At 65.8% G+C, this 24,297-nt stretch carries 24 protein-coding genes and 3 pseudogenes; 21 read left to right on the forward strand and 6 right to left on the reverse strand.

What is annotated here, in order from left to right:
• The first annotated feature begins 47 nt into the window (after nucleotides 1-47).
• Complete coding sequence (locus tag DIR46_RS24315) at nucleotides 48-2,459, forward strand: glycoside hydrolase family 31 protein (RefSeq protein WP_229446393.1); 2,412 nt, start codon at nucleotides 48-50, stop codon at nucleotides 2,457-2,459.
• A 35-nt stretch (nucleotides 2,460-2,494) separates the two neighbouring features.
• On the opposite strand, the gene DIR46_RS24320 is transcribed toward DIR46_RS24315, so the two are convergent.
• The 3 genes from DIR46_RS24320 to xth form a co-directional block, all read right to left on the reverse strand.
• The gene (locus tag DIR46_RS24320; protein WP_109347533.1) at nucleotides 2,495-3,121 is read right to left on the reverse strand and encodes a LysE family translocator; all 627 of its coding nucleotides are present in this window, start codon (nucleotides 3,119-3,121) and stop codon (nucleotides 2,495-2,497) included.
• Nucleotides 3,122-3,205: 84 nt separating this feature from the next.
• On the reverse strand, nucleotides 3,206-3,781 hold the full coding sequence (locus DIR46_RS24325) for an MliC family protein (protein ID WP_162819623.1): 576 nt from the start codon (nucleotides 3,779-3,781) through the stop codon (nucleotides 3,206-3,208).
• Nucleotides 3,782-3,854: 73 nt separating this feature from the next.
• A complete protein-coding gene (gene xth / locus DIR46_RS24330; protein ID WP_109347535.1) occupies nucleotides 3,855-4,640 on the reverse strand; it encodes an exodeoxyribonuclease III in 786 nt (261 codons plus the stop codon).
• A 179-nt stretch (nucleotides 4,641-4,819) separates the two neighbouring features.
• Here xth and DIR46_RS24335 point away from each other — a divergent pair, with 179 nt between their 5' ends.
• From DIR46_RS24335 to DIR46_RS27800, 12 genes and pseudogenes are all read left to right on the forward strand, one after another.
• A complete protein-coding gene (locus tag DIR46_RS24335; RefSeq protein WP_109347536.1) occupies nucleotides 4,820-5,650 on the forward strand; it encodes an ABC transporter substrate-binding protein in 831 nt (276 codons plus the stop codon).
• An 8-nt stretch (nucleotides 5,651-5,658) separates the two neighbouring features.
• Nucleotides 5,659-6,351 carry an amino acid ABC transporter permease gene (locus tag DIR46_RS24340; protein ID WP_205289039.1) on the forward strand — a complete coding sequence of 231 codons (693 nt, stop codon included), beginning with the start codon at nucleotides 5,659-5,661 and terminating at the stop codon, nucleotides 6,349-6,351.
• A gap of 10 nt (nucleotides 6,352-6,361) precedes the next feature.
• A complete protein-coding gene (locus DIR46_RS24345; protein ID WP_109347537.1) occupies nucleotides 6,362-7,054 on the forward strand; it encodes an amino acid ABC transporter permease in 693 nt (230 codons plus the stop codon).
• A gap of 13 nt (nucleotides 7,055-7,067) precedes the next feature.
• Nucleotides 7,068-7,796 (forward strand): amino acid ABC transporter ATP-binding protein, encoded by a 729-nt coding sequence (locus tag DIR46_RS24350; protein WP_109347538.1) that lies wholly within the window; start codon nucleotides 7,068-7,070, stop codon nucleotides 7,794-7,796.
• A gap of 48 nt (nucleotides 7,797-7,844) precedes the next feature.
• Nucleotides 7,845-8,261 (forward strand): secondary thiamine-phosphate synthase enzyme YjbQ, encoded by a 417-nt coding sequence (locus DIR46_RS24355; RefSeq protein ID WP_109347539.1) that lies wholly within the window; start codon nucleotides 7,845-7,847, stop codon nucleotides 8,259-8,261.
• A gap of 125 nt (nucleotides 8,262-8,386) precedes the next feature.
• The gene (locus tag DIR46_RS24360) at nucleotides 8,387-8,926 is read left to right on the forward strand and encodes a hypothetical protein (protein ID WP_109347540.1); all 540 of its coding nucleotides are present in this window, start codon (nucleotides 8,387-8,389) and stop codon (nucleotides 8,924-8,926) included.
• A 14-nt stretch (nucleotides 8,927-8,940) separates the two neighbouring features.
• Nucleotides 8,941-9,240 (forward strand): hypothetical protein, encoded by a 300-nt coding sequence (locus tag DIR46_RS24365; protein ID WP_109347541.1) that lies wholly within the window; start codon nucleotides 8,941-8,943, stop codon nucleotides 9,238-9,240.
• 117 nt (nucleotides 9,241-9,357) lie between these two features.
• Nucleotides 9,358-10,410: pseudogene (locus DIR46_RS24370) on the forward strand (GAF domain-containing sensor histidine kinase); the annotation flags it as partial.
• Nucleotides 10,411-10,478: 68 nt separating this feature from the next.
• Nucleotides 10,479-11,009: an ATP-binding response regulator gene (locus tag DIR46_RS27985; RefSeq protein ID WP_109347543.1), complete on the forward strand. Its 531-nt coding sequence runs from the start codon at nucleotides 10,479-10,481 to the stop codon at nucleotides 11,007-11,009.
• Between the two features lie 92 nt (nucleotides 11,010-11,101).
• Nucleotides 11,102-11,323 (forward strand): annotated as a pseudogene (locus DIR46_RS27990) (aldo/keto reductase); the annotation flags it as partial.
• 140 nt (nucleotides 11,324-11,463) lie between these two features.
• Nucleotides 11,464-11,634: a hypothetical protein gene (locus DIR46_RS27795; RefSeq protein ID WP_307719111.1), complete on the forward strand. Its 171-nt coding sequence runs from the start codon at nucleotides 11,464-11,466 to the stop codon at nucleotides 11,632-11,634.
• Between the two features lie 112 nt (nucleotides 11,635-11,746).
• Nucleotides 11,747-12,088 carry an aldo/keto reductase gene (locus tag DIR46_RS27800; protein WP_307719112.1) on the forward strand — a complete coding sequence of 114 codons (342 nt, stop codon included), beginning with the start codon at nucleotides 11,747-11,749 and terminating at the stop codon, nucleotides 12,086-12,088.
• Here the strand turns inward: DIR46_RS27800 and DIR46_RS24385 are convergent.
• From DIR46_RS24385 to map, 3 genes and pseudogenes are all read right to left on the reverse strand, one after another.
• On the reverse strand, nucleotides 12,085-12,831 hold the full coding sequence (locus DIR46_RS24385; protein ID WP_109347544.1) for a pseudouridine synthase: 747 nt from the start codon (nucleotides 12,829-12,831) through the stop codon (nucleotides 12,085-12,087). The genes DIR46_RS27800 and DIR46_RS24385 overlap by 4 nt on opposite strands.
• Before the next feature lie 44 nt (nucleotides 12,832-12,875).
• Nucleotides 12,876-15,458 (reverse strand): [protein-PII] uridylyltransferase, encoded by a 2,583-nt coding sequence (locus DIR46_RS24390; RefSeq protein ID WP_109347545.1) that lies wholly within the window; start codon nucleotides 15,456-15,458, stop codon nucleotides 12,876-12,878.
• 10 nt (nucleotides 15,459-15,468) lie between these two features.
• Nucleotides 15,469-16,313, reverse strand: a pseudogene (gene map / locus DIR46_RS24395) (type I methionyl aminopeptidase).
• Between the two features lie 274 nt (nucleotides 16,314-16,587).
• On the opposite strand from map, the gene rpsB reads away from it, so the two are divergent.
• The 8 genes from rpsB to rseP all read left to right on the forward strand — a co-directional run bounded on the left by rpsB (nucleotide 16,588) and on the right by rseP (nucleotide 24,297).
• Nucleotides 16,588-17,337 (forward strand): 30S ribosomal protein S2, encoded by a 750-nt coding sequence (gene rpsB / locus DIR46_RS24400; RefSeq protein WP_005667508.1) that lies wholly within the window; start codon nucleotides 16,588-16,590, stop codon nucleotides 17,335-17,337.
• 135 nt (nucleotides 17,338-17,472) lie between these two features.
• Nucleotides 17,473-18,381 carry a translation elongation factor Ts gene (gene tsf, locus DIR46_RS24405; RefSeq protein WP_109347546.1) on the forward strand — a complete coding sequence of 303 codons (909 nt, stop codon included), beginning with the start codon at nucleotides 17,473-17,475 and terminating at the stop codon, nucleotides 18,379-18,381.
• Nucleotides 18,382-18,717: 336 nt separating this feature from the next.
• Nucleotides 18,718-19,434, forward strand: a complete 717-nt coding sequence (gene pyrH / locus DIR46_RS24410) for a UMP kinase (RefSeq protein WP_005667511.1) — start codon at nucleotides 18,718-18,720, stop codon at nucleotides 19,432-19,434.
• 28 nt (nucleotides 19,435-19,462) lie between these two features.
• Nucleotides 19,463-20,023, forward strand: a complete 561-nt coding sequence (frr, locus tag DIR46_RS24415; RefSeq protein ID WP_109347547.1) for a ribosome recycling factor — start codon at nucleotides 19,463-19,465, stop codon at nucleotides 20,021-20,023.
• Between the two features lie 140 nt (nucleotides 20,024-20,163).
• Nucleotides 20,164-20,913 carry a polyprenyl diphosphate synthase gene (gene uppS / locus DIR46_RS24420; RefSeq protein ID WP_109347548.1) on the forward strand — a complete coding sequence of 250 codons (750 nt, stop codon included), beginning with the start codon at nucleotides 20,164-20,166 and terminating at the stop codon, nucleotides 20,911-20,913.
• A complete protein-coding gene (locus tag DIR46_RS24425) occupies nucleotides 20,913-21,743 on the forward strand; it encodes a phosphatidate cytidylyltransferase (protein WP_109347549.1) in 831 nt (276 codons plus the stop codon). Before uppS ends, DIR46_RS24425 begins: the two co-directional genes overlap by 1 nt.
• Nucleotides 21,744-21,755: 12 nt before the next feature.
• Nucleotides 21,756-22,943 carry a 1-deoxy-D-xylulose-5-phosphate reductoisomerase gene (gene ispC / locus DIR46_RS24430; RefSeq protein ID WP_109347550.1) on the forward strand — a complete coding sequence of 396 codons (1,188 nt, stop codon included), beginning with the start codon at nucleotides 21,756-21,758 and terminating at the stop codon, nucleotides 22,941-22,943.
• A 16-nt stretch (nucleotides 22,944-22,959) separates the two neighbouring features.
• Nucleotides 22,960-24,297 (forward strand): RIP metalloprotease RseP, encoded by a 1,338-nt coding sequence (rseP, locus tag DIR46_RS24435; RefSeq protein WP_109347551.1) that lies wholly within the window; start codon nucleotides 22,960-22,962, stop codon nucleotides 24,295-24,297.

The raw sequence follows: 24,297 nt of genomic DNA on the forward strand, positions 1-24,297 counted from the left end.
ATTCTGTCATGCTCTCGCCTGCATCTCACCACAACGATAATGAAGACATGACCAAAGCCTTGACGTCTCGCCTCGCGCTCAGCCTTGCAGCCATCCCGCTCGCCGCCAGCCCGCTCGCATACGCCCAGAACGCCGAACGCCAGCTGGCCGGCGTGACGCGCAACCAGAATACCCTCGAGATCGCGACCAACGATGGGCGCTACCTGATCAAGCCCTATTCGAGCACGATCGTCGAGACCACCTTCATCCCCAAGGGCGAGCGCTTCGATCCGGCCTCGCACGCGGTGATCCTGGCGCCGGTGCAGGTGCAGGCCACGCTCAGCGACGAAGGCGGCCGCATCACCTATGCCGTCGATGGCGGCATCAGCGTCACCGTCGACAAGCGGCCGTTCCGCATCAGCTATGCCTACAAGGGCAAGCCGCTGGTGGCCGAGAAGCGGGGCTTCGGGCGCGCCGACGGCCACGACACGATCGAATTCGCGCTGGAAGACGGCGAGGCGCTGTACGGCGCCGGCGCGCGTGCGGTCGGCATGAACCGCCGCGGCCACCGCTTCCAGCTCTACAACAAGGCCCATTACGGCTATGCCGAGCGCTCCGAGCTGCTCAACTACACGATTCCGGTCGCGCTGTCGTCCAGGAAGTACGCGATCCACTTCGACAATCCGCAGATCGGCTGGCTCGACTTCGACAGCCGCAAGGACGGCACCCTGCGCTACGAGGTGATCGGCGGACGCAAGACCTACCAGGTCGTGGCCGGCGACAGCTGGGACCACCTGATGGCCGGCTATACCGGCCTGACCGGCCGCCAGCCGCTGCCGCCGCGCTGGGCCTTCGGCAACTTCGCCAGCCGCTTCGGCTACAAGACCGAGGCCGAGACGCGCGCCGTGGTCGACAAGTTCGCGCAAGAGAAGATCCCGCTCGACGCCGTCATCCTCGACCTCTACTGGTTCGGCAAGACCGTGCAGGGCACGATGGGCAACCTGGCCTGGGACCGCGACACCTTCCCCCACGCCGAGAAAATGATGGCCGACTTCAAGGAGAAGGGCGTCAGGACGGTGGTGGTCACCGAGCCGTTCGTGCTGACCACGTCGAAGCGCTGGGACGAAGCGGTGGAAAAGAAGGTGCTGGCCACCGACAAGGCGGGCAAGCCGTACACGTATGACTTCTACTTCGGCAACACGGGCCTGATCGACATCTACAAGAAGGAAGGTCGCGACTGGTGGTGGAGCATCTACCGCGACCTCAAGAAGGGCGGCGTCACCGGCTGGTGGGGCGACCTGGGCGAGCCGGAGGTGCATCCTTCGAGCCTGCAGCACGCCACCGGCTCGGCCGACCAGGTGCACAACGTCTATGGCCACGACTGGGCGCGCCTGATCGCCGAAGGCTACAGGCAGGAATTCCCGGCCGAGCGGCCCTTCATCCTGATGCGCGCCGGCTACTCGGGTTCGCAGCGCTTCGGCATGATCCCGTGGTCGGGCGACGTCGCCCGCAGCTGGGGCGGCTTGCAGTCGCAGATGGAGATCTCGCTGCAGATGGGCATGCAGGGCCTGGCCTATATGCACTCCGACCTGGGCGGTTTCGCCGGCGCGGTGCTGGACGACGAGCTGTACGTGCGCTGGCTGCAGTATGGCGTGTTCCAGCCGGTCTTCCGTCCGCATGCGCAAGAGGCGGTGGCGTCCGAGCCGGTGTTCCGCTCCGAACGCACCAAGGTGCTGGCGCGCGAAGCGGTATGGCTGCGCTATGCGATGCTGCCGTATAACTACACCATCGCCTTCGACAACGAGCAGACGGGCATGCCGCTGATGCGTCCCCTGATGTTCGTCGAGACAGACCCGGCCCAGCCGGCCGAGCGTTCGACCACCTATCTGTGGGGCCCCGACTTCCTGGTCACGCCGATCGTGCATCCGGGCGCCACCCGCGCCGAGGTTTACTTCCCGATCAGCGGCAGCGTATGGTTCGACTTCCATACCGGCCAGGCGCACAAGGGCGGCATCCTCGAGACCGTGAAGCCGGTCGAGGCCAATATCCCGGTCTACGTGCGCGCCGGCGCCTTCGTGCCGATGGCGAAAGTGGTGCAGACCACGCGCGACTACACCGGCCGTGAGATCGACCTGCACTATTACCACGACGCCTCGGTCGCCGGTTCGAGCGGCAAGCTGTACGACGACGATGGCGAGACGGCGGGCGCCTATGAGCAGGGCAAGTATGAGATCGTGCGCTTCGACAGCAAGTTCGCCGACAAGCGGCTCGAGATCGGCTTCAGGACCGAGACCGGCAAGGCGATGCAGGCGAAGGAACGCGCCTTCGTGCTCAAGGTGCACAATGTGCAGGCGAAGCCGCGTGGCGTGACGGTCGACGGACGCAAGGCCGGCTTCGTCTTCAACGCCCAGCAGCACCTGCTCGAAGTGCAGGTCCCTGCGCGCAAGGGGCAGGCGGCGCAGGTCGCCATCGCGCTCTAAGAACGAAAGCGCGGTTCATCGAACCGCGTTTTTTTTCAACGGGCCACGATCAGGCGCAACCCCAGTCCGATGAATACCGCCCCCGCGATCCGGTCCAGCCACATGCCGGCCGTGGGCGTGCGGTTGAGCCACTGGCCGATCGTCCCCGAAAAATAGCCGAGCGCGCCGAAGATGACGGCCGCCTGCAGCGTGAACACGATGCCCAGCAGGCCGATCTGCAGATTGGCGTCGCCGCGCGCGGCCACCACGAACTGCGGCAGGAAGGACAGGAAGAACAGCACCACCTTGGGATTGATGGCCGCGGCCACCAGCCCCTTGACGAACAGCCTTCCGGCCGGCTCGTCGGATGCGCCGGCGGTCGTCACGCGCGCGCCGCCGCGGCTCCTGATCGCGCCCCATCCCATCCAGATCAGGTACAGGCCGCCCACGACCTTGAGCGCGGTGAAAGCCGCCGGCGACGCCGCGATCAGCGCGCTGACGCCGATCACGGCGAACACGGTATGGCTGATGCAGCCGAACGCGCACCCGAGCCCGAAGGCGATGCCGCGCAGGCGGCCCTTGGCGATGCCGGTGCTGAGCACCATCAGGTTGTCGGGGCCAGGGGAGAGGGTGATCAGGATGGCGGCGGCGAGGAAGCCGAAGAGCTGTTCGGGCGAGAGCATGAGGGCGTCGATAAAATGAAACGGGCGAACAGCTTAACGCAAAATGCGCGCATGTTCGCCCGCCCGGCAGAGCTGCAATCCGGATTACGACTTCTTGCAGCTCAGTTCCTTGGCCTTGGCGCCCCATTTGATGGTGACCTTGCCCTGATGTTCCTTGAACTCGTCGCCGCGGTTGCCATAGGCGATGCCGCTGGCGGTCTTCTCGCCGCGCAGCAGCGTGTGTTCCTTGTTGCGCACCGCGACCATCGAGGCCGGGGTGGTATCGAGGAAAGTGGCGCTGATCTTGCTGCCGTCGCTGCAGGTGAAGGCGACCGGACCGGTGGTCTTGACGATCTTGTAGGCCGACTGCAGCTGCAACATGCGGCTGCCGTAGGCATTGTTGAGGCAGGCGGTCATGTCCTTGGCGTCGGCGCACTGCTTCACGCCGTCCCACCATTTGGTGTGTTGTTCCTGCAGTTCCTTGCTGGGGCCGGCGTCGAGTTTTTCGAGCGCTGCGCGATAGAAGGCGAACACCAGGCCTTCGGATTCGGCCGAGCCGGGGTTCTGGCAGATCCTGGCTTCGGCAGTGCCGATGCCTTTGGCGCAAAAGCCCGGCATCGAGACGGCCTGGGCGCCCAGCGGCAGGGCCAGGACGGCGGCGGCGATGAGTAGTCGTTTCATGAGGTGCTCCTTATTGTATTGAATGCGATGGTGGGGGCGGCGCGGCGTCTTGCCTGACCGCGGGTAATGAGTTCTATGCCGTGACCTTCGCCAGGTCCAGTTCGACCCAGGTCGGCGCATGGTCGCTCGGCTTTTCGCGGCCGCGCACGAACTTGTCGACCCCGGCATCCTTCAGCGCCGGCTGCAGTTTGGGGCTCAGCAGCAGGTGATCGATGCGGATGCCGGCGTCGCGCCCGAAGGCGTTGCGGAAGTAATCCCAGAAAGTGTAGATCGTCGCGTCCGGGTGGACGGCGCGCAGCGCATCGAGCCAGCCCTGCTCGATCAGGCGCTCGAAGGCGGCGCGGGTCTCGGGGCGGAACAGGGCGTCGTCGACCCAGCGCTCCGGCTTGTAGACGTCGCGCTCGGTCGGGATGACGTTGAAGTCGCCCGCCAGCACCGCCGGTATGCCTTGGGCCAGCAGTTCGAGGCCGCGCAGGCGCAGGCGTTCCATCCATGCCAGCTTGTAGTCGAACTTGGGGCCGGGGGCCGGATTCCCGTTCGGCAGGTAAAGTCCGGCGATGAGGATGCCCTTGTAGGCCACCTCGATGTAGCGGCTCTGTTCGTCGGTGTCGTCGCCCGGCAGGCCGCGCTGCACTTCCTGCGCCGGCTCGCGCGTCAGGATCGCCACGCCGTTCCAGCTTTTCTGGCCATGCCAGAGCGCGTGGTAGCCGGCATCCTGGATCGCCTGCAGCGGAAATTTATCCTGCGGCGCCTTGAGCTCCTGCAGGCAAACGACGTCGGGGGCGCGCTCGCCGAGGTACTGGACGAGGGCGTCCAGCCGGCTGTTGATGCTGTTGACATTGTAGGTTACGACGAGCATGGCTTCTCCGATCGGGTTGAGGTAATTATGACAACAATCTCTGGCGACGGGCGCACGGGTAGCGGCGTCGGCGGCGGTCTATATGAGTTTTTCGACATTTTCTTATGGCAAATTATTCGTTTTTCGATATAAGCGTTTGTTCTATACTCGAAGGAATCGTTATCGCAGCCGGAGCCCGCATGATCACCCGCCGTCACTTCATCGCCAGCACCTTCACCCTGGGCGCGTTCCTTTCCGCCGGACCGGCCCATGCCGACCAGCTGGCCGACATCAGGCAGAAGGGCCAGATCGTGTTCGGCGTGCTCGGCACCGATGAACCGAACAGCTTCATCGACCCCAAATCGCGCCAGCTGGTGGGCTACGAGATCGACATCGCCAATGCGGTGGCCAGGAAGCTGGGCGTCAAGCCGGTGTTCAAGCAGATTTCGGTCGCCGCCCGCATCCCCGAGCTGCAGCAGGGCCACGTCGATATCCTGGCCGCTTCGCTCACCCACAACAAGGAGCGCGAATCGCAAGTGGACTTCGCGCTGACCCACTTCGTGACCGGTTCCAAGGTCATGGTGCGCGCCGCCAGCGGCATCACCGCCTTGCCCCAGCTGGCCGGCAAGAAGGTGCTGACCGTGCGTGGGGGCACCCAGGAAACGAATATCCGCAAGGCGGTCGCGAACGTCGAGGTGGTGACCTTCGAGAATACCCAGCAGGCCTTCCAGGCGCTGCGCCAGGGGAAAGGCGTCGCCTACGTCAACGACGAATCCTCGCTGCTGTCCGACTACGGCAAGCTGGGCCCGGCCGCCAAGGGCTTCACGATCCTGTCTCCGTCGATCGGCAGCGAGCCGCTCGCACTCGGCCTGCGCAAGGGCGAGAAGGGCCTGAAGGCGGTGGTCGACCAGACCTTGCGCGAGCTGGAAAGCAGCGGCGCCGCCGAGGGGCTGTTCAACAAATGGTACGGCCCCGGCACGCGTACCAACCTGGCCAAGCGCGGCTTCAAGATCCACACCGATCAGATCTGAGTCCGGTCTTGTTCTTCGATCCGACCATCCTGCAGTCGGGCCAGTACCACGACTGGCTGGTGCAGGGATTCTTCCTGTCGATCCAGCTGACCGTCATCAGCTTCGCCTTCGCGCTGCCCTTCGGCGCGCTGGTGGCGGTGATGCGCACGTCGACCTTCGCGCCCATGCGCGCGCTAGGTGCGACCGTCGTCGAGGCGATCCGCAACGTGCCGCTGCTGGCGCACCTGCTGTTCTGGTACTTCGCCTTTCCCGAACTGCTGCCGGAAGGCGCGCGCGAAGTCCTGTACGCGAACAATCCCGAAGTGATCTGCGCCGTGATAGCGCTAAGCCTATATGCCGGCGTGCACATGGCCGAGGACATCCGCAGCGGCATCCGCGCCGTGCCCGCGACCCAGCTCGAGGCCGCGCGTTCGCTGGGCCTGGGCCGCGCGGCCGCGGTACGCCTGGTGCTGCTGCCGCAGGCGCTGCGCGCCTCGGTGCCGCCGCTGCTGTCGCAGACCGTCAACCTGTGGAAGGACACCAGCGTGGCCACCGTGATCGGCGCCGCCGAACTGATGTACCAGGCCGCGCGCGTGGAAACGGCCAGCTTTCGCAGCCTGGAAGCGTTCACCTTCGCCACGCTCGCCTACCTGACGGTCTCGCTCGTGATCGCGCTTCTGGCCCACCTGTTCCAGCGCCGCTATCCGGTGCGCACGACATGAGAGGCGCCGGATGCTCGAACTGATCGATACCTACTGGCTGTACTTCCTGGTCGGCCAGTATCCCGAAGGTCCGCTGGGCGGCCTGGTGCTGACGATCCTGCTGTCGGGCGCCGCGCTGGTGCTGGCGATGCCGCTCGGCCTGCTGCTCGGCATCGCCCGTGTCAGCCCCTATCGCGCCATCAGCCTGCCGGTGGCCGGGCTGGTGCAGGTGGTGCGCGCCGTGCCGCTGCTGCTGGTGCTGTTCTGGGTGTACTTCTTCCTGCCCGCCGTCACTGGCGTCAAGACGTCGCAGGCGACCACGATGCTGATGGTGCTGGTGGTGTTCGACAGCGTCTACCTGGCCGAGATCGTGGCCGCCGGCATGCGCGCGCTGCCCAAGGGGCAACTGGAAAGCGCCCGTTCGCTGGGCCTGGGCTATGGCGCCGCGCTGCGCCACGTGGTGCTGCCGCAGACTCTGCGCCATGGCCTTCCGTCGATCGTCAACCAGCTGGTCTCGACCATCAAGGCGACCTCGCTCGGCTACATCATCGGCCTGTCCGAAGTCTCGTTCATCGCCACCCAGATCAATACCCTGGTGTTCACCCAGGCGGTCGAGGTCTACCTGATCCTGGCGCTGACCTATTTCATCCTGTGTTTCGGCCTGTCCCGCCTGGCCTTCCTGCTCGAGCGGCGCCTGCAACGGCGTGCTGTGCAGGCGTCATGAAAGTGCATGAACGATGATCGTTCTCGATAAAGTCAATAAATACTACGGCGACTACCACGCGCTGGTGGACGTCACCGAGCGCGTCGACGACAACGAGGTGCTGGTGGTGTGCGGGCCTTCCGGTTCCGGCAAGTCGACTCTCATCCGCACCCTCAACCGGCTCGAGGAGATCGACTCCGGCCGCATCGAGATCGACGGTCGCGACATCCACGCCAGGGGCCTCGATGTCAATGCGCTGCGCGCCGGCATCGGTTTCGTGTTCCAGAGCTTCAACCTGTTCCCGCACCTGACGGTGCTCGAGAACTGCACGCTGGTGCCGGTGAAGTTGAAACGGGCGACGAAGGGCGAGGCGCGCGACTATGCCATGCGGCTGCTCGAACGGGTCGGCCTGGGGCACAAGGCCGACGCCTATCCGAGCGCGCTGTCGGGCGGCCAGCAGCAGCGGGTGGCGATCGCGCGCGCGCTGGCCATGCGGCCGCCGATCATGCTTTTCGACGAGCCGACCAGCGCGCTCGACCCCGAGATGGTGGGCGAGGTGCTGCAGGTGATGCGTTCCCTGGCGGGCGAGGGCATGACCATGGTCTGCGTGACCCATGAGATGGGCTTCGCGCGCGAGGTCGCCGACCGGATCTGGTTCATGGCCGAAGGGAAGATCCTGGAGAAGGCCACGCCGCAAGAGTTCTTCGCCCATCCGCAACACCCGCGCGCGCAGCAGTTCCTGGCCGACCGCCGCCGCGACTAGCTGCCGCTGCTATGATGATGGCCTTGGCTTTCATCACAGGACGTCAGCATGGCGCACCAGACCATCCTCGAATTGTCGACCAGCGGACGCGGCACCCGTGACATCACGCGCGACGTCGCCGCGGTGGTCGCCGCGTCGACGCTGCAATGCGGCCTGGTCCACGTCTTCGTGCAGCACACCAGTTGCTCGCTGCTGCTCACCGAGAACGCCGACGGCGACGTGCGGCGCGACCTGGAGACCATCATCTCGCGCCTGGCGCCGGACGGCGACCCGGCCTACCGCCACGACGCCGAAGGGCCGGACGATATGTCGGCTCATGGCCGCAGCATGCTCACCGACACCGCTCTCACGATTCCCTTCTGGGGAGGGCGCATGCTGCTGGGCACCTGGCAGGGCATCTACCTGTGGGAACACCGCACGGCGCCACACCGGCGGCGGGTGGTCGTCACGGTGTTGGGCGGCTGAACGGCGCACACTGGCGTATGCATATGATGCCGGCGGCATGGAATCCGCTCCCGGCATGGATCGGGGCGGCGACTTCTGGTAACGTGAAGCGCTTGTGACCATTCCACGTCGCGCCAGGGAACCCCATGAACGCCGCCTCGTCCAGCCGTCGCCGCATCCTCCTGACTCTGCTGGCGCTGTGCGCCGAACTGGCCCTGCTCGCGCGCGAGCACCTGCATGGCGGCGTGCTGTCGCATCACCTGCTGGCCAATCCCGACCTGCCGGCGGTGTCCAACTGGTGGGGCCTGCTGCTGGTGCCGCTGCTGACCTGGTGGACCGTTGGCAGGATCGAGCGCCGCGCGCGACTTGCCGCCAGCGCCGGCCGGCCGCTCGCGCCGGCGCCGCTCATCGCTTTCCTGTGCGCGCTGGCCTATGGGGCCACGCTGGCGGCGCTGTTCGCGGCCGGCAACCCGCTGGTCGACTACCTCTTCTTCGGCTTGCTGGCGCTGGGCCTGGTGGTGCGCCTGTGGCATGCCGAATATCTGCTGGGCTTCGTGCTGGGCATGGTCTGGGTGGCCGGCCCGGTCCTGCCGGCCATGTTCGGAGCGGTCATCGCCGTGTTCTCCTGGCTGGTGCATGCGGCGGCGCGGGCGCTGTGGCGCCGGCTGGGTCCGGGCGTGGCCTGAGCGGACCGCCTGTCATGAGTCATCCTTTCCTGCTGTTCGCCACGATCTTTCTCATTCTCGCCATCGTGCTGTATGCGGCGCCAGGACGCAGGCTGCTCAATTTCGTGCACTATCCGGCGGCGCAGCACCAGGTCGCGCGCCTGAACCGTTATGCGGCGCTGCGCCTGATGCTGCCTGCGCTGATCAACCTGGGCTGCGCCTGGGCAGTGGTCGAGCGCCCCAGCCTGATGGTGCCGATGATCTTCCTGACGCCGCTGTCGGTACTGGGCGTGGTGGTCTGGATCGCAGCCGGGGCCAGGCGCTTCGGCGCCTGAATCCCGTCGGGACCAGACAGCAAGACCGGGGGCAAACTTGCCCAGACGTTCCGTGTGGCCGGGTGCGCCGCTTTGTTCCTATAATGGCCAGTCTGCTTTCGCCACCTCCGACCTGCCATGACGTCCAGTCCCGCCACCCTCGACGAAGAAGCGCGCCTCGCCGTCCTCGATTCCTACGGCATCCTCGACACGCCGCCCGAGCGCTCGTTCGACGACGTCGTGCGCCTGGTCAGCCAGCTGCTGTCCGCGCCGATCGCCGCGGTCAACCTGATCGCGCGCGGACGCCAGTGGTTCAAGTCCGAGATCGGCCTGGGCGTGCGCGAGATGCCGCTGGACGATTCGATCTGCCGTTTCGCGCTGCTCGAAGAGCAGCAGATGATCGTGCCCGACACGCGCGAGGATCCGCGTTTCAGGTGCAATCCGCTGGTGACCAGGGATGCCGGCTTGCGTTTCTACGCGGGGGCGCAGCTCAGGACGCGCGACGGCGTTGCGCTGGGCACCCTGTGCGTGCTCGACCACAAGCCGCGGCCGCAGGGCCTGAGCGAGCAGGAGCAGTTCGTGCTGGCCACCCTGGCGCACCAGATCATGAGCCAGATCGAGCTGCGCAAGGCGATGGCCGAGCAGGAGGCCCTGATCGCCGCGCTGCGCCAGTCTGACCAGCGCAAGGACGAATTTCTCGCCATGCTGGCCCACGAGCTGCGCAATCCGCTGGCGCCGATCGTCTCGGCCGCCACCATGCTGTCCAACTTCAACCTCGACCCCGCGATGGTGCAGCGCGCCAGCGAGATCGTCGCGCGCCAGGCCGGCCACATGACGTCGCTGATCGACGACTTGCTGGACGTCTCGCGCGTCACGCGCGGGAAGGTGGAGCTCGAGTTGCGCGAGCTCGATTTCAAGGACGTCATCGCCGACGCCATCGAGCAGGTGCGCCCGCTGATCGAGAAGCACCAGCACCGCCTGACCCTGGACCTGCCACCGGCGCGCGCCATCGTCGTCGGCGACCGCAAGCGGCTGGTGCAGGTAATGACCAATCTGCTCAGCAACGCCGCCAAGTACACGCTCGAAGGCGGCCGCATCGAGGTGCGCCTGACCACCGATGGCGCTGCGCTCGCGGTCGACATTCGCGACGACGGCATCGGCATGTCGCCCGAACTGATCGCCAGCGCCTTCGACCTGTTCGCGCAAGGCGCGCGGGCCTGGACCGCAGCCAGGGCGGGCTGGGCATCGGGCTGGCGCTGGTGCGCAGCCTGCTCAAGCTGCATGGGGGCGCGGTCAGCGCCAGCAGCGACGGCCCTGGCCTGGGCAGCACCTTCCACGTCGGCTTGCCGCTGTCGGCCCGCGCCCAGATCGAGCGGCGCGCGCGCGACCGTAACGCGCCGCAGGGCAAGCTGCCGGCGCTGCGCATCGGCGTGGTCGACGACAACGAGGACGCGGCGGTCACGCTGTCGCTGCTGCTCGAAACCCTGGGCCACACGGTGCTGGTCGCGCATTCCGCGCGCGAAGCGCTCACGGCGCTGCCGGCCTTCGGCCCGGACGTCTGCCTGCTCGATATCGGCTTGCCCGAGATGAATGGCTACGAGCTGGCCGCCGCGCTGCGCAAGAAGCCCGGCACGGCGCAGGCGATCCTGATCGCGGTGACGGGTTATGCGCAAGAGAAGGACCGGGCGCTGGCGCTGGCGGCGGGCTTCCACGACCTGTTCGCCAAGCCGGTCGACCTCGACGTGCTGGGCGCCGCGCTGGTGCAGATCGAGAGCCGGCGCGCGGCTTGAACGCGGTGTCGCGCTGCAGCGCTGGCGTGCGCCGTCAAGGCCGCGCGGCAGGCAGAATCTGTCCATTGTGAGCAGCCGGGAAGGACAGAACCATGACTCAGCGTTACCAACCCATCACGCGCCTCGGCCTGGGCGGCACCGGCCTGGGAGACATGTACCACAAGACGAGCGAAGAGGCGGCGCAAGCCACGGTCGATGCCGCCTGGGACGCCGGCATCCGCTATTTCGACACCGCGCCGCACTACGGCGCCGGCCTGTCCGAGCACCGTTTCGGCCAGGCGCTGCGGCGCCGTCCGCGCAATGAATACACGCTCTCGTCCAAGGTCGGCCGCATCCTGGCGCCGAGCGAGACGCCCGAAATCGCCGCACCCTTCGTGGCGGCCTGCCGTTCCGGCGCATCACCGACTACACGGCCGACGGCGCGCGCCGCTCGATCGAGGACAGCCTGCAGCGCATGGCGCTGTCGCACATCGACATCGTCTACGTGCACGACCTGTCGCCGGACCGCTTCAGCCAGGCCGAATACGAGCACTACTATGCCATCGCGGCCGGCCGCGGCGGCGCTTTCGAGGGGCTGGTCAAGCTGCGCGACGAGGGCGTGATCAAGGGCTGGGCCTGGGGGTGAACACGGTCGACCCCTGCCTGCGCGCGCTGCGCGACTCGGACCCCGACATCTTCCTGCTGGCCGGCCGCTACACGCTGATGGAAACCACCCCATTGGATGAGCTGTTCCCGCTGTGCGAGGAGCGCGGCGCGAAGGTGGTGCTGGGCGGCCCGTTCAATTCCGGCTTCCTGGCGGCGGTCCGAACTACGACTACGGCCCGGCGGATGAAGACAAGATCGCGCGGCGCGAACGCCTGCGCCAGGTCGCGGCGCGCCACGGCGTCGACCTGCCGGCGGCGGCGCTGCAGTTCGGGCTGGCGCATCCGGTGGTGACGGCCACCATTCCCGGCGCCAGCAGCGTGGCGCACCTGCAGCGCAATGCGGCGCTGATGGACATCGTCATCCCGCCGGCGTTCTGGGAAGAATTAAAAGCCGAGGGCCTGCTGGCGAGGGAAGCGCCGCTGCCGAACGCTTAGAACTGCTCGTCCGGGGCCAGGTAGCGCCACTGGCCCTCGGGCAGATTGCCCAGTTTGACCTTGCCGATGCGCACGCGCTTGAGGCCCACGACCTTCAGCCCGACCATATCGCACATGCGCCGGATCTGGCGCTTCTTGCCTTCGCGCAGGGTAAAGCTCAGCTGGTCCTCGTTCTGCCAGCGCACCTTGGCCGGCAGCAGCGGTTTGCCGTCCATCCACAGGCCGTGGTTCAGCTTTTTCAGGTCGCTGTCGGGCAGCTTGCCCGGCCTGGTGTACTGCACCCGCACCAGGTATTCCTTGTCGACCGAGGTGGTCTCGCCGATCAGGTGCTTGGCGATGCGGCCGTCCTGCGACAGCACGAGCAGGCCCACCGAATCGATGTCCAGCCGTCCGCACGGCACCAGGCTGCGCAGCTGGGTCGGGTGGAACTGCTCCGTCGACGGGTCGTCGGCCCAGCGATTCTCGGGCTTGATCAGGGCGATCGCTGGCGTGTAGCCGTCTTCCGCCTGGCCGCTGACGTAGCCGACCGGCTTGTTGATCAGGATGGTCACGCGCTTCGATTGCTCGGCCGCGGCCTGGCGCTCGACCGTAATGCGCTGGGTCGGCAGCACCTTGCTGCCCAGTTCCGAGACGACCTTGCCGTCCACCCGCACCCAGCCGCGGGCGATCCATTCATCGGCTTCGCGGCGCGAGCACAGGCCGAGTTCGGACATACGTTTGGAGAGGCGGAGCGGTTCGGTCATCGGTAAAGCTTTACTGTAAAAGGAGGTGAATCAAACTTTGAAGGCTAGACCTTCAATGCGTCGAGCAGGTCGGTCTCGAGCTGCACCTGGGTACGTGGATTGTTCAGGGCCGGGCCGTCGATCAGGAACACGTCCTCGACGCGCTCGCCCAGGGTCATGATCTTGGCCGTGTGCAGGTTCAGCCGGTAGCGCGCAAGCACGCTGGCGATCGCGTACAACAGGCCCATGCGGTCGTTGGCAGCGATCGACAGCACGTGGAACTGGCCGCGTTCGTCCGGCCGCAATTCGACCGTGGGCGTGATCGGGAAGGTGCGCGCCACGCGCGACAGGCGTCCCCGCACCAGCGCAGGCAACGGTTCTTGCGACAGCAGCTGGGCGCACAGCTCGTGCTCGATCAGGCTGATGATGTCGCGGTAGCTGCCGGCGAAATTCTCGTCCGCCACCAGGAAGCTGTCCAGCGCATAGCCGTGGCGCGTGGTGTGGATCTTGGCGTCCAGGATGCTGAAATTCTTGCGGTCGAAGTAGCTGCAGATGCGCGCGAACAGGTCGGACTGGTCCTTGACGTAGACCGCCACCTGCAAGCCTTCGCCGATCGGCGCCAGCCGCGCGCGGACCACGGGTTTGTCGCCGTCGACCTTGTCGACCAGCGCCCGCGTCTGCCAGGCGATGTCGGAGGCGTCGTGGCGCAGGAAGTAGGCGACGTCGAGCTGCTTCCACAGCGCTTCGTGGGCATTGGCGTCCAGGCCGAACAGGCGCAGGGTGGCCAGCGCTTCCTTCTGGCGCGTGCGCAGCTCGCGGTCGGCCGAATGCGGCTCGCCGCCCAGCACGCGCAGGGTGACCTTGTACAGGTCTTCCAGCAGCTTGGCCTTCCAGGCATTCCATACCTTGGGACTGGTGCCGCGGATGTCGGCCACGGTCAGGAGGTATAGCGCGGTCAGGTGACGCTCGTCCTTCACTACGGCGGCGAAGGCCTGGATCACGTCGGGGTCGGACAGGTCCTGCTTCTGCGCCACGGTCGACATGGTCAGGTGCTGCTCGACCAGGAATACCACCAGCCCGGTGTCTTCTTCGGACAGGCCGTGGTCGCGGCAGAACCCGCGCGCGTCATCCATGCCGAGCTTGGAATGGTCGCCGCCGCGGCCCTTGGCGATGTCGTGGAACAGGGCCGCCACGTACAGCAGCCAGCGGTCGTGGAAGTCGGCGATCAGCTGGCTGCAGAACGGGTATTCGTGGGCGTGTTCCGGCATCGTGAAGCGGCGCAGGTTGCGGACCACCATCATGATGTGCTGGTCCACGGTATACACGTGGAACAGGTCGTGCTGCATCTGGCCGACGATCTTGCGGAAGGCCGGCAGGTAGCGGCCGAGGATGCCGAATTCGTTCATGCGGCGCAGCGCGTGCACCAGGCCGCGCGGCGCCTGCAGCACGCGCAGGAACAGCGCCTTGTTGGCCGGGTCGGCGCGGAAGGCTTCGTCGATCAGCGTGCGCGCATGCCACAGCGCGCGGGTGGCGCGCGCCGTCATTCCCTTGAGCTCGCGGCGCTCGGTCATCGCCACGAACAGCTCGAGGATGGCGGATGGATGCTTCTCGAAGGTGTCGTCCGCCACGACGTCGATCAGGCTGCCCACCTGGGTGAAGTGGGCGCTGATCGGGAAGGCCACCGCCGGCTGCGGGAACAGCTGGGCTTCGATGTTCTGCAGCAGAATCGTGTTCAACTGGGTCACGGTCTTGGCGGCCCAGTAGTAGCGCTGCATCAGAAATTCGCTGGCGCGGCGCGCGTCCGGGCCTTCGCCGCTGGCGCTCAAGCCCAGGGTGCCGGCGATCGCGGTCTGGACGTCGAACACCAGGCGGTCTTCGCGCCGCTTCGTATGCAAGTGCAGCCGGATGCGGATGTCCTTGAAGGCGCTTTCCTTTTCCAGCAGCTGGCGCGCCTCCATGCGCGTGATCAGGCCGCGCGTGGCGAGCTGACCGAAGGTGTCGGCAAGACCCGCGGCCTTGGCCACCCACAGGATCACCTGCAGGTCGCGCAGCGCGCCGGGGCTTTCCTTGACGTTCGGTTCGAGCGCGAAGGCGGTGTATTCGTACTTGGCGTGGCGCAGCCGCATCTCGGCGGTCTTGGCCTGGAAGAAGGCTTGCGGATCGAGGGCGTCGCGGTAGCGCCGCTGCAGCTCCTCGAACAGCGGCGCGCTGCCGGTGACCAGGCGCGCTTCCAGCAGGCTCGTTTGCACCGTGATGTCGGCGGCGGACTCGCTCAGGCACTCGTCCACGGTGCGGATGCTGTGGCCGATCTCCAGGCCCAGGTCCCACAGCAGCTGGACCAGGCCTTCCAGGCGCGCCTGGGTGATGGCGTCGGCCGGCTGACCCAGCAGGATCAACAGGTCGACGTCGGAATAGGGGAACAGTTCGCCGCGCCCGTAGCCGCCCACGCCCACCAGGGCGGTGTGCTCCGGCAGACCGGCCGCCTGCCAGGCGTCGAGCAGCACGCCGTCGACCACCTGGCGCAGGCCGCGCAGCAGCTTCTCGGGCTTGCCGTCTTCCTGGAAGGCCTGGAACGCCAGCTGGCGCTCGGCCTTCAGGCGCTGGCGCAGCGTGGTGCGGGCGGTGTCGAGCAGGGCGGCCTGTCCCATTGGCGCTCCTTCAGGCCGCGGCCAGGCTTGGGACCGCGCCCGGGTTCAACAGCGGCAGCACGATGGCGGGCGGCGGCGGACTGCCGGCCGACATGGTCAGCACCTCGACCCCGGTCTCGGTGACCAGCACCGTGTGCTCCCACTGGGCCGACAGGCTGCGGTCCTTGGTCTTGATGGTCCAGCCGTCCGGCATTTCCTTGATGTCGCGGCGGCCGGCGTTGATCATCGGCTCGATGGTGAAGATCATGCCCGGCTTGAGTTCCTCGAGGGTGCCGGGCGGCCGTAGTGCAGCACCTGCGGCTCTTCGTGGAACACGCGGCCCACGCCGTGGCCGCAGAATTCGCGCACCACGCTGTAGCCGGCTTTTTCCGCGTGCTGCTGGATCGCATGGCCGATGTCGCCCAGGTGCTTGCCCGGCTTGACGGCGGCGATGCCCAGCCACATGCACTCGAAGGTGATCTCGGACAGGCGGCGCGCCATGATCGACGGCTCGCCGACCAGGAACATGCGGCTGTTGTCGCCGTGGTAGCCATCCTTGGTGATCGGCGTGATGTCGATGTTGAGCGCGTCGCCCGATTTCAGCACGCGGTCGCCCGGGATGCCGTGGCAGATCACGTCGTTGAGCGAGGTGCAGATCGAGCCGGGGAAGGGCGGATAGCCCGGCGGGGCATAGTTCAGGGTCGCCGGGGTCGTGCCCTGGACGTTGACCATGTATTCATACGCCAGGCGGTCGAGTTCGCCGGTGGTGACGCCGGGCTTCACGAACGGGGTGATATAGTCGAGCACTTCCGAGCCGAGGCGGCAGGCGACGCGCATGCCTTCGATTTCTTCGGGAGTTTTGGGAGTGGAGGCCATAGGGGATTCTTATCCTGCAGTAGTAGATGCAATAAGTCTGTGCAATAAGGGTTGATTATAGAGGAAACATTCCTTCCTCAGGGTGGGCCCCATCGCCAGCCCTACGTCACGCTTGAACAAAACGGCAAATCCCGCTAGAATCTCGGGTTGCTCGGATTCGCATCGAGCAATGTTGTAAAAAGCATCTTTTATTTTATTGAAATCGCGAATGTGGCCCTAAAAGGGTGCCTGACTGGTGACTGGCCACATTCAAGACCCAACCCTGGAGAATTACATGTCCGTTACTATGCGTGAAATGCTGGAAGCCGGTATCCACTTCGGCCACCAGACCCGTTTCTGGAATCCAAAGATGGCGCCGTTCATCTTCGGTCATCGCAACAAGATCCACATCATCAACTTGGAAAAGACCATGGCGATGTACCAGGATGCGATGAAAACCATCAAGCAGATCTCGGCCAACCGCGGCACCATCCTGATGGTCGGCACCAAGCGCCAGGCACGCGACATCATCGCCGCTGAAGCACAGCGCGCCGGCGTCCCTTACGTCGACCAGCGTTGGCTGGGCGGCATGCTGACCAACTTCAAGACCATCAAGACCTCGATCAAGCGCCTGAAAGACATGGAAGCGCAAGTCGAAGACGGTTCGGTCGAGAAGATGTCGAAGAAAGAAGCGCTGCTGTTCTCGCGCGAAATGGAAAAGCTGCAGAAGTCGATCGGCGGCATCAAGGACCTGGGCGGCGTGCCTGACGCGATCTTCGTCGTCGACGTCGGCTACCACAAGGGCACCATCACCGAAGCCGGCAAGCTGGGCATCCCGGTCATCGGCATCGTCGATACCAACCACTCGCCAGAAGGCGTGACCCACGTCATCCCAGGCAACGACGACTCGTCGAAAGCGATCACCCTGTACGCACGCGGCGTCGCCGATGCGATCCTGGAAGGCCGCGCCAACGCCACCAACGAAGTCGTTGAAATGGTCAAGGCTGGCGGCGACGACTTCGTCGAAGTTTCCGAGCAGGCATAAGTGACTGCGGGTCATTGACCCGCTGGCACATCGAAGGGGGCGCCGCACACACGAGCCCCCTTTTTTTAAGCTGAATACCTGTGGGGCGTTGTCATAACGACCTGCAACCGGACAAAACATTTAGGAGAAATCAACATGGCAGCGATTACTGCAGCGATGGTAGGCGAACTGCGCGCGAAGACCGACGCGCCGATGATGGAATGCAAAAAAGCACTGACCGAAGCCGACGGCGACATGGGTCGTGCTGAAGAGATCCTGCGCGTCAAGCTGGGCGGCAAGGCATCGAAGGCATCGGCGCGCATCACCGCCGAAGGCGTCGTGGCAACCTACATCGCCGGCAACGTCGGCGCGATCGTCGAAGTCAACAGCGAAACCGACTTCGTCGCCAAGAACGAGGAATTCCTGGCCATGGTCAACCTGGCCGCCAAGCTGGTCGCCGAGAACAACCCGGCTGACGTCGCCGCCCTGGCAGCCCTGTCGCACGACGGCAAGACCTTCGACGAAGTGCGTACTGGCCTGATCGGCAAGATCGGCGAGAACATGACCGTGCGTCGTTTCCAGCGTTTCGAAACCACCGGCAAGCTGGCTTCGTACCTGCACGGCACCCGCATCGGCGTCATCGTCGACTTCGAAGGCGCGGACGAGCAAGTCGGCAAGGACCTGGCCATGCACATCGCGGCAATGAAGCCAGTCGCTCTGTCGTCGGAGCAAGTGCCTGCTGAAATGATCGAAAAAGAGCGCTCGGTCGCCGAACTGAAGGCCAAGGAAGACGCTGAAAAAGCCGTCGCCGAAGGCAAGCAGCCGCAATCGGACGAGATCGTCGCCAAGCGTATCGACGGTTCGGTGCAGAAGTACCTGAAAGAAGTGTCGCTGCTGAACCAAGCATTCGTGAAGAACGACAAGCAGTCGATCGAGCAATACCTGAAGGCATCGAACACCACCGTCAAGGCATTCACCATGTACGTGGTCGGCGAGGGCATCGAGAAGAAGGTCGACGACTTCGCAGCGGAAGTCGCAGCACAGATGGCTGCAAACAAGCAGTAATCAAAAAGAACGGGCCGCAAGGTCCGTTTTTTTAAGGTGGGATCGTTTGTGTGCGGCAGCCATGAGGTATTTCTTGGCTGCACGACAAGCTGGGGTTCCCGCCTTCGCGGGAGCGACGTTCATGGGGCGGGCCGAAGAAGGCTCCGCAGTCCGTACCCTCCGCACGTCGTTCCCGCGCAGGCGGGAACCTCAGTTGGATGCACACCGTAGCGCCTCACGCGCAGCGCCCGCCTTACAATGCCATCCGCCGTCAAGGTAGATGAGATCGCGGCCCACCGGCCGGCGATCGGACCCGAATTCGCAACATCGAAACATCACATTAGGAGCCGCTTCATCATGTCAAAACCAGCCTACCAACGAGTCCTCCTGAAACTGTCCGGCGAAGCGCTGATGGGCGACGATCCGTTCGGCATCAACCGCGCCACCATCGAGCGCATGGTGGCCGACGTGGCGGAAGTGGCGAAGCTGGGCGTGCAGGTGGCGGTCGTGATTGGCGGCGGCAACATCTTCCGCGGCGTCGCCCCGGGCGCCCAGGGCATGGACCGCGCCACCGCCGACTACATGGGCATGCTGGCCACCGTCATGAACGCGCTGGCTCTGGCCGACGCGATGCGCCACGTCGGCATCACCGCCCGCGTCATGTCGGCGATCGGCATCGAGCAGGTGGTCGAGCCCTACGTGCGCCCGAAAGCCCTGCAGTACCTGGAAGAAGGTAAAGTCGTCGTGTTCGCCGCCGGCACCGGCAACCCGTTCTTCACCACCGACACCGCGGCCGCCCTGCGCGGCGCCGAGATCTCGGCCGAGATCGTCCTGAAGGCCACCAAGGTCGACGGCGTCTACAGCGCCGACCCCAAGAAAGACCCGCACGCGACCCGCTACGAGAATATTTCGTTCGACGAAGCCATCGCCAAGCACCTGCAGGTGATGGACGCCACCGCCTTCGCGCTGTGCCGCGACCAGAAACTGCCGATCAAGGTGTTCTCCATCGTCAAACCCGGCGCGCTCACCCGCGTTATCATGGGCGAAGACGAGGGTACACTGGTACACGTTTAAAATATTACTGAACAACAAGGAGAGCAGTATGTCCCTGGCTGACGTCAAAAAGAACGCGCAAGAGCGCATGGCCAAGTCCATCGAGACCCTGAAAGCCGACCTGGCCAAGGTCCGCACCGGCCGCGCCCACACCGGCATCCTCGACCACGTGATGGTCGAGTACTACGGCACCCCGACCGCGCTGCCGATGGTGGCCAACCTGACCCTGGTCGACGCGCGCACCATCGGCGTCCAGCCGTTCGAAAAGAAAATGGCCGCGACCATCGAAAAAGCGATCCGCGACGCCGACCTGGGCCTGAATCCATCGGCCCAGGGCGACATGATCCGCGTGCCGACCCCGCCGCTGACCGAAGAGCGCCGTAAAGAGATGGTCAAGCTGACCAAGTCGGAAGGCGAAGATGCGAAGATTGCCGTGCGCAATATCCGCCGCGATGCCAACGAAGCACTCAAGAAAATGGTCAAGGACAAGACCGCGTCGGAAGACGACGAGCGCCGCGCCTCGGACGAAATCCAGAAGCTGACCGACAAGGCCGTGGCCGACATCGACAAGCTGCTGGGCGAAAAAGAGAAGGAAATCCTGACGGTGTAAGGCCCGGCTCGACGGCTTTCCTGCGGACCGGCCCCGGCAGCTTGCCGCGGCCGGTCCGCCTACCTTATGATTGTCCAATTCTGATTGGCCATTTGCGCACCGCCGGACGCCAGTCCGGGCGCAGCCCTGCTGGATACAAGATGTTCAAAAGTTCGACCACCGCCGTTCCCGACACGCCCGCCGTGCCGCGCCATATCGCCATCATCATGGATGGCAATGGACGTTGGGCCACCAAACGCCTGCTGCCGCGCGTCGCCGGCCACGTCAAGGGCGTGGAAGCCGTGCGCGGCATCGTCGAATCCTGCGTGCTGCGCGGGGTCGAGTACCTGACCCTGTTCGCCTTCTCGTCCGAGAACTGGCGCCGCCCGGCCGACGAGGTCTCGCTCCTGATGCGCCTGTTCGTGACGGCGCTCGAGCGCGAAGTCTCGAAGATGCACGCCAATAATATTCGCCTGAAAGTCGTGGGCGACCTGAGCCGCTTCGACCCCAAGCTGCAAGAGATGATCGCCAACGCCGAGCGCCGCACCGCCGGCAATACGCGCCTGACCGTCACCGTGTGCGCCAACTATGGCGGCCGCTGGGATATCATGCAGGCAACGGGGAAGATGGTGCAGGCCAACCCCGGCGTGACCGAATTTACGGAGGAAATGCTGGCTCCGCACCTGGCGATGGCGTATGCGCCCGAACCCGACCTGTTCATCCGGACCGGCGGCGAGGAACGCATCTCGAATTTCCTGTTGTGGCAGCTGGCGTATTCCGAACTGCATTTCACCGGCACTTTCTGGCCCGATTTCACGCCCGAGGCGCTGGATGAGGCGATCGCCTCGTTCCAGGCCCGCGAGCGGCGCTTCGGCCAGACCAGCGCCCAAGTAGCGAAGAAGACCAACTGATGCTCAAGACCCGGATCGTCACCGCGCTCGTCCTGCTGGCAGTCCTGCTGCCGGTGTTGTACTCCAATAACCCCACGGCGTTCGCGGTGGTCGCGTCGGTGTTCTTCGGGGCGGCGATCTGGGAGTGCTTCCGCCTGTTCAATCCGGGCGCGAAGAGCGCCGTGGCGATCGCGGCGGCCTGGACCCTGGCCTTCGCCTATGCCTTCTTCATGCGCGAGCAGGGCGATCCGACCGTATGGTTCGCCATCGGCGCGCTGCTGTGGCTGCTGCGCTTCGCCCCCACGCTCAAGCTCGGCCTGCCGCCCCTGGCCAGTACGCCGAACACGCTGCTGAGCCTGCTTTATGCGATCGCCCTGGTGGCCTGCTTCGCCGCCATCGTCATGCTGTTCCAGTACTCGGCCCTGTTCCTGCTGTCGGTGCTCGTCATCGTCTGGTCGGCCGACATCTTCGCCTATGTGTGCGGCAAGACCTTCGGCAAGAACAAGCTGGCGCCGTCCATCTCGCCCGGCAAGTCGTGGGAAGGCGCCATCGGCGGCGGCGTCGTGACCGTGCTGCTGGCCTCGCTTACCGTCCTGTTCGGCGGCGAGGCCCTCGCCAATACCTTCGCGGTGCGCGTGCAGGCCAGCTTCGGCTGGGCGGGCATGCTGGCCGTCATCGCCCTCATCGTCGTCGCCAGCGTGGTCGGCGACCTGTTCGAATCCCAGCTCAAGCGCCGTGCCGGCATGAAGGACAGCAGCAATCTGCTGCCTGGCCACGGCGGCGTGCTGGACCGGATCGACGCACTCGTGCCGGTCCTGCCGCTGGCGGCCCTGATCGCCACCCGGCTCTAGAAGGAAGTTTCCATGCAAGGCATTACCATCCTTGGCGCCACCGGTTCGATCGGCGCCTCGACCCTCGACGTGGTGGCGCGCCATCCGGACCGCTACCGCGTCCACGCCCTCAGCGCGCATTCGCGCGTGGAAGAGCTTGCCGCCGCCTGCCGCCAGTTTCGCCCGCAGCGCGCGGTGGTTGGCAGCGCTGAAGCGGCCGCGCAACTCGCCGCCCTGATCGCCGACCTTCCCACGGGCGTCGAGTATGGCGAAGCGGCGCTGTGCGACATCGCCTCCAGCGCGGACACCGACATCGTGATGGCCGCCATCGTCGGCGCCGCCGGCCTGGCGCCGACGCTGGCCGCGGCGCGCGCCGGCAAGAAGATCCTGCTGGCCAATAAAGAGGCGCTGGTGATGTCGGGCCAGCTGTTCATGGACGCCGTGCGCGAGCACAAGGCGACCCTGCTGCCGGTCGACAGCGAACACAATGCGATCTTCCAGGCACTGCCGGCCTCGTATGCGCGCGTGCCCGGCGCCTGCGGGGTGGCCAAGATCCTCTTGACCGCGTCCGGCGGCCCGTTCCTGAACCGCGCCGTCGACTCGCTGGGCAGTGTGACCCCCGACGAAGCCTGCAAGCACCCGAACTGGGTCATGGGCCGCAAGATCTCGGTCGATTCCGCCACCATGATGAACAAGGGCCTGGAAGTGATCGAGGCCCACTGGCTGTTCGGCGCGCCGGCCGACCAGATCGAAGTCGTGATCCATCCGCAAAGCGTGATCCACTCGATGGTCTCGTATGTGGACGGCTCGGTGCTGGCCCAGTTGGGCAATCCCGATATGCGCACCCCGATCGCCAATGCGCTGGCCTATCCGGAACGGATCGATTCTGGCGTGGCCCAGCTCGACCTGACGCAAATGGCCGGGCTGCAGTTCTTCGCGCCCGACTTCGAGCGCTTCCCCTGCCTGGCGCTCGCTTTCGACGCCTTGCGCGCGGGCGGCACCGCCCCGGCCCTGCTCAACGCGGCCAACGAGGTGGCGGTGCAGGCCTTCCTCGAGCGCCGCATCGGTTTCCGCGACATCGACCGCGTGATCCGCCACGCGCTCGACGTCGTGCCGCACGGCCCGGCCCCGTCGATCGAGGCGGTGCTGGCCCAGGACGCGCGCGCGCGCGCGGCCGCCGACGACGCCGTATCGACCATCGCTTCAGGCTTGCAGCGCTGACCCCCTGGACCCCGCCATGACCATGCTTTACACCGTGCTGGCCTTCGTGCTGGCGCTCGGTCCCCTGATCGTGATCCACGAACTGGGCCACTACCTGGTCGCGTGCGCCTGCGGCGTCAAGGTGCTGCGCTTCTCGGTCGGGATGGGCCGCGTGGTGTGGTCGCGCCGCTTCGGCAAGGACCAGACCGAGTGGGCGCTGTCGGCCCTGCCGCTGGGCGGCTATGTCAAGATGCTCGATGCGCGCGATCCCGAGACGGCGCCGACCAATGATGCCGACCTGGACCGCGAATTCACGCGCCAGAACGTCTGGAAGCGGATCGCCATCGTCGCCGCCGGCCCGCTGGCCAACTTCCTGCTGGCGATCGGCCTGATGGCCGCACTGTATATGCATGGCGTGGACGAGCCGTCGGCGCGTCTGCGCGAGGCGCCGGCGGCGTCCGAGGCGGCGAAAGCCGGCGTGCGCGGCGGCGATACGGTGGTCGCCGTGAATGGCAACGAGGTCGCCTCGTGGGCCGAGCTGCGCTGGCAGATCGTGCATGCGGCGGTGGACAAATCGGACGCGCGCCTCGACCTGCGCGGCGCCCACGGCGGCACTTACAGCGCGACGCTGCCGGCGGCGGTGGTCGGCCGGCTCGACGTCGAGACCGACGTGATGGGCGAACTGGGGCTGGACTTGTGGCGCCCGCAACCGCGCATCGAGAAGGTGCTGCCTGATGGGGCAGGGCAGCGCGCCGGCCTGCAGGGCGGCGACCTGGTGCTGCGCGTGGATGGCCGGAAGGCAGGCGACGGCATCGCCTTCATCGAGGCGGTACGGGCCTCGCCGGGCAAACCGCTGGCGCTCGAGGTCGAGCGCGGTGGCCGTCCCGTGGCCCTGTCGCTGGTGCCCGAGGCCGACGCGAATGGCCGCGGCGTGATCAAGGCCATGGTGGCCCAGGCCCCGGAGATGGTGACCGTGAGCTCGGGCCCGTTCGAGGCGATCGCGCGCGGCGCGCAGCGCACCTGGGATTCCAGCGTGATGACCCTCAAGATGATCTGGAAGATGATTACCGGGGAAGCGTCATGGAAGAATGTGACCGGTCCCATTACCATCGCCGATTATGCCGGGCAGACAGCGAGAATAGGTCTCGTGAGCTATTTACAGTTCATCGCCTTTATTAGTATCAGCTTAGGAGTAATGAATTTGTTACCAATTCCAGTTCTGGATGGTGGCCATTTACTGTATTATTCGCTGGAAGTTTTGACCGGGCGTCCCCTTCCTGCGCGCGTCGGCGAGTTCGCGCAGCGCGCCGGGGTCGGCCTGCTGTTCATGCTGATGGCGCTCGCCGTCTTCAATGACCTGGTGCGGCTGCTCTAG

The organism is Massilia oculi (assembly GCF_003143515.1).
In the GTDB taxonomy this organism is placed as follows: Bacteria; Pseudomonadota; Gammaproteobacteria; order Burkholderiales; family Burkholderiaceae_D; genus Telluria; species Telluria oculi.

Bases quoted from the DNA above. Each gene is read 5' to 3' on its own strand.
- DIR46_RS24315 (WP_229446393.1), top strand. From the start codon at position 48: ATGACCAAAGCCTTGACGTCTCGCCTCGCGCTCAGCCTTGCAGCCATC.
- DIR46_RS24320 (WP_109347533.1), bottom strand. From the start codon at position 3,121: ATGCTCTCGCCCGAACAGCTCTTCGGCTTCCTCGCCGCCGCCATCCTG.
- DIR46_RS24325 (WP_162819623.1), bottom strand. From the start codon at position 3,781: ATGAAACGACTACTCATCGCCGCCGCCGTCCTGGCCCTGCCGCTGGGC.
- xth (WP_109347535.1), bottom strand. From the start codon at position 4,640: ATGCTCGTCGTAACCTACAATGTCAACAGCATCAACAGCCGGCTGGAC.
- DIR46_RS24335 (WP_109347536.1), top strand. From the start codon at position 4,820: ATGATCACCCGCCGTCACTTCATCGCCAGCACCTTCACCCTGGGCGCG.
- DIR46_RS24345 (WP_109347537.1), top strand. From the start codon at position 6,362: ATGCTCGAACTGATCGATACCTACTGGCTGTACTTCCTGGTCGGCCAG.
- DIR46_RS24350 (WP_109347538.1), top strand. From the start codon at position 7,068: ATGATCGTTCTCGATAAAGTCAATAAATACTACGGCGACTACCACGCG.
- DIR46_RS24355 (WP_109347539.1), top strand. From the start codon at position 7,845: ATGGCGCACCAGACCATCCTCGAATTGTCGACCAGCGGACGCGGCACC.
- DIR46_RS24360 (WP_109347540.1), top strand. From the start codon at position 8,387: ATGAACGCCGCCTCGTCCAGCCGTCGCCGCATCCTCCTGACTCTGCTG.
- DIR46_RS24365 (WP_109347541.1), top strand. From the start codon at position 8,941: ATGAGTCATCCTTTCCTGCTGTTCGCCACGATCTTTCTCATTCTCGCC.
- DIR46_RS27795 (WP_307719111.1), top strand. From the start codon at position 11,464: ATGGCGCTGTCGCACATCGACATCGTCTACGTGCACGACCTGTCGCCG.
- DIR46_RS24385 (WP_109347544.1), bottom strand. From the start codon at position 12,831: ATGACCGAACCGCTCCGCCTCTCCAAACGTATGTCCGAACTCGGCCTG.
- DIR46_RS24390 (WP_109347545.1), bottom strand. From the start codon at position 15,458: ATGGGACAGGCCGCCCTGCTCGACACCGCCCGCACCACGCTGCGCCAG.
- rpsB (WP_005667508.1), top strand. From the start codon at position 16,588: ATGTCCGTTACTATGCGTGAAATGCTGGAAGCCGGTATCCACTTCGGC.
- tsf (WP_109347546.1), top strand. From the start codon at position 17,473: ATGGCAGCGATTACTGCAGCGATGGTAGGCGAACTGCGCGCGAAGACC.
- pyrH (WP_005667511.1), top strand. From the start codon at position 18,718: ATGTCAAAACCAGCCTACCAACGAGTCCTCCTGAAACTGTCCGGCGAA.
- frr (WP_109347547.1), top strand. From the start codon at position 19,463: ATGTCCCTGGCTGACGTCAAAAAGAACGCGCAAGAGCGCATGGCCAAG.
- uppS (WP_109347548.1), top strand. From the start codon at position 20,164: ATGTTCAAAAGTTCGACCACCGCCGTTCCCGACACGCCCGCCGTGCCG.
- DIR46_RS24425 (WP_109347549.1), top strand. From the start codon at position 20,913: ATGCTCAAGACCCGGATCGTCACCGCGCTCGTCCTGCTGGCAGTCCTG.
- ispC (WP_109347550.1), top strand. From the start codon at position 21,756: ATGCAAGGCATTACCATCCTTGGCGCCACCGGTTCGATCGGCGCCTCG.
- rseP (WP_109347551.1), top strand. From the start codon at position 22,960: ATGACCATGCTTTACACCGTGCTGGCCTTCGTGCTGGCGCTCGGTCCC.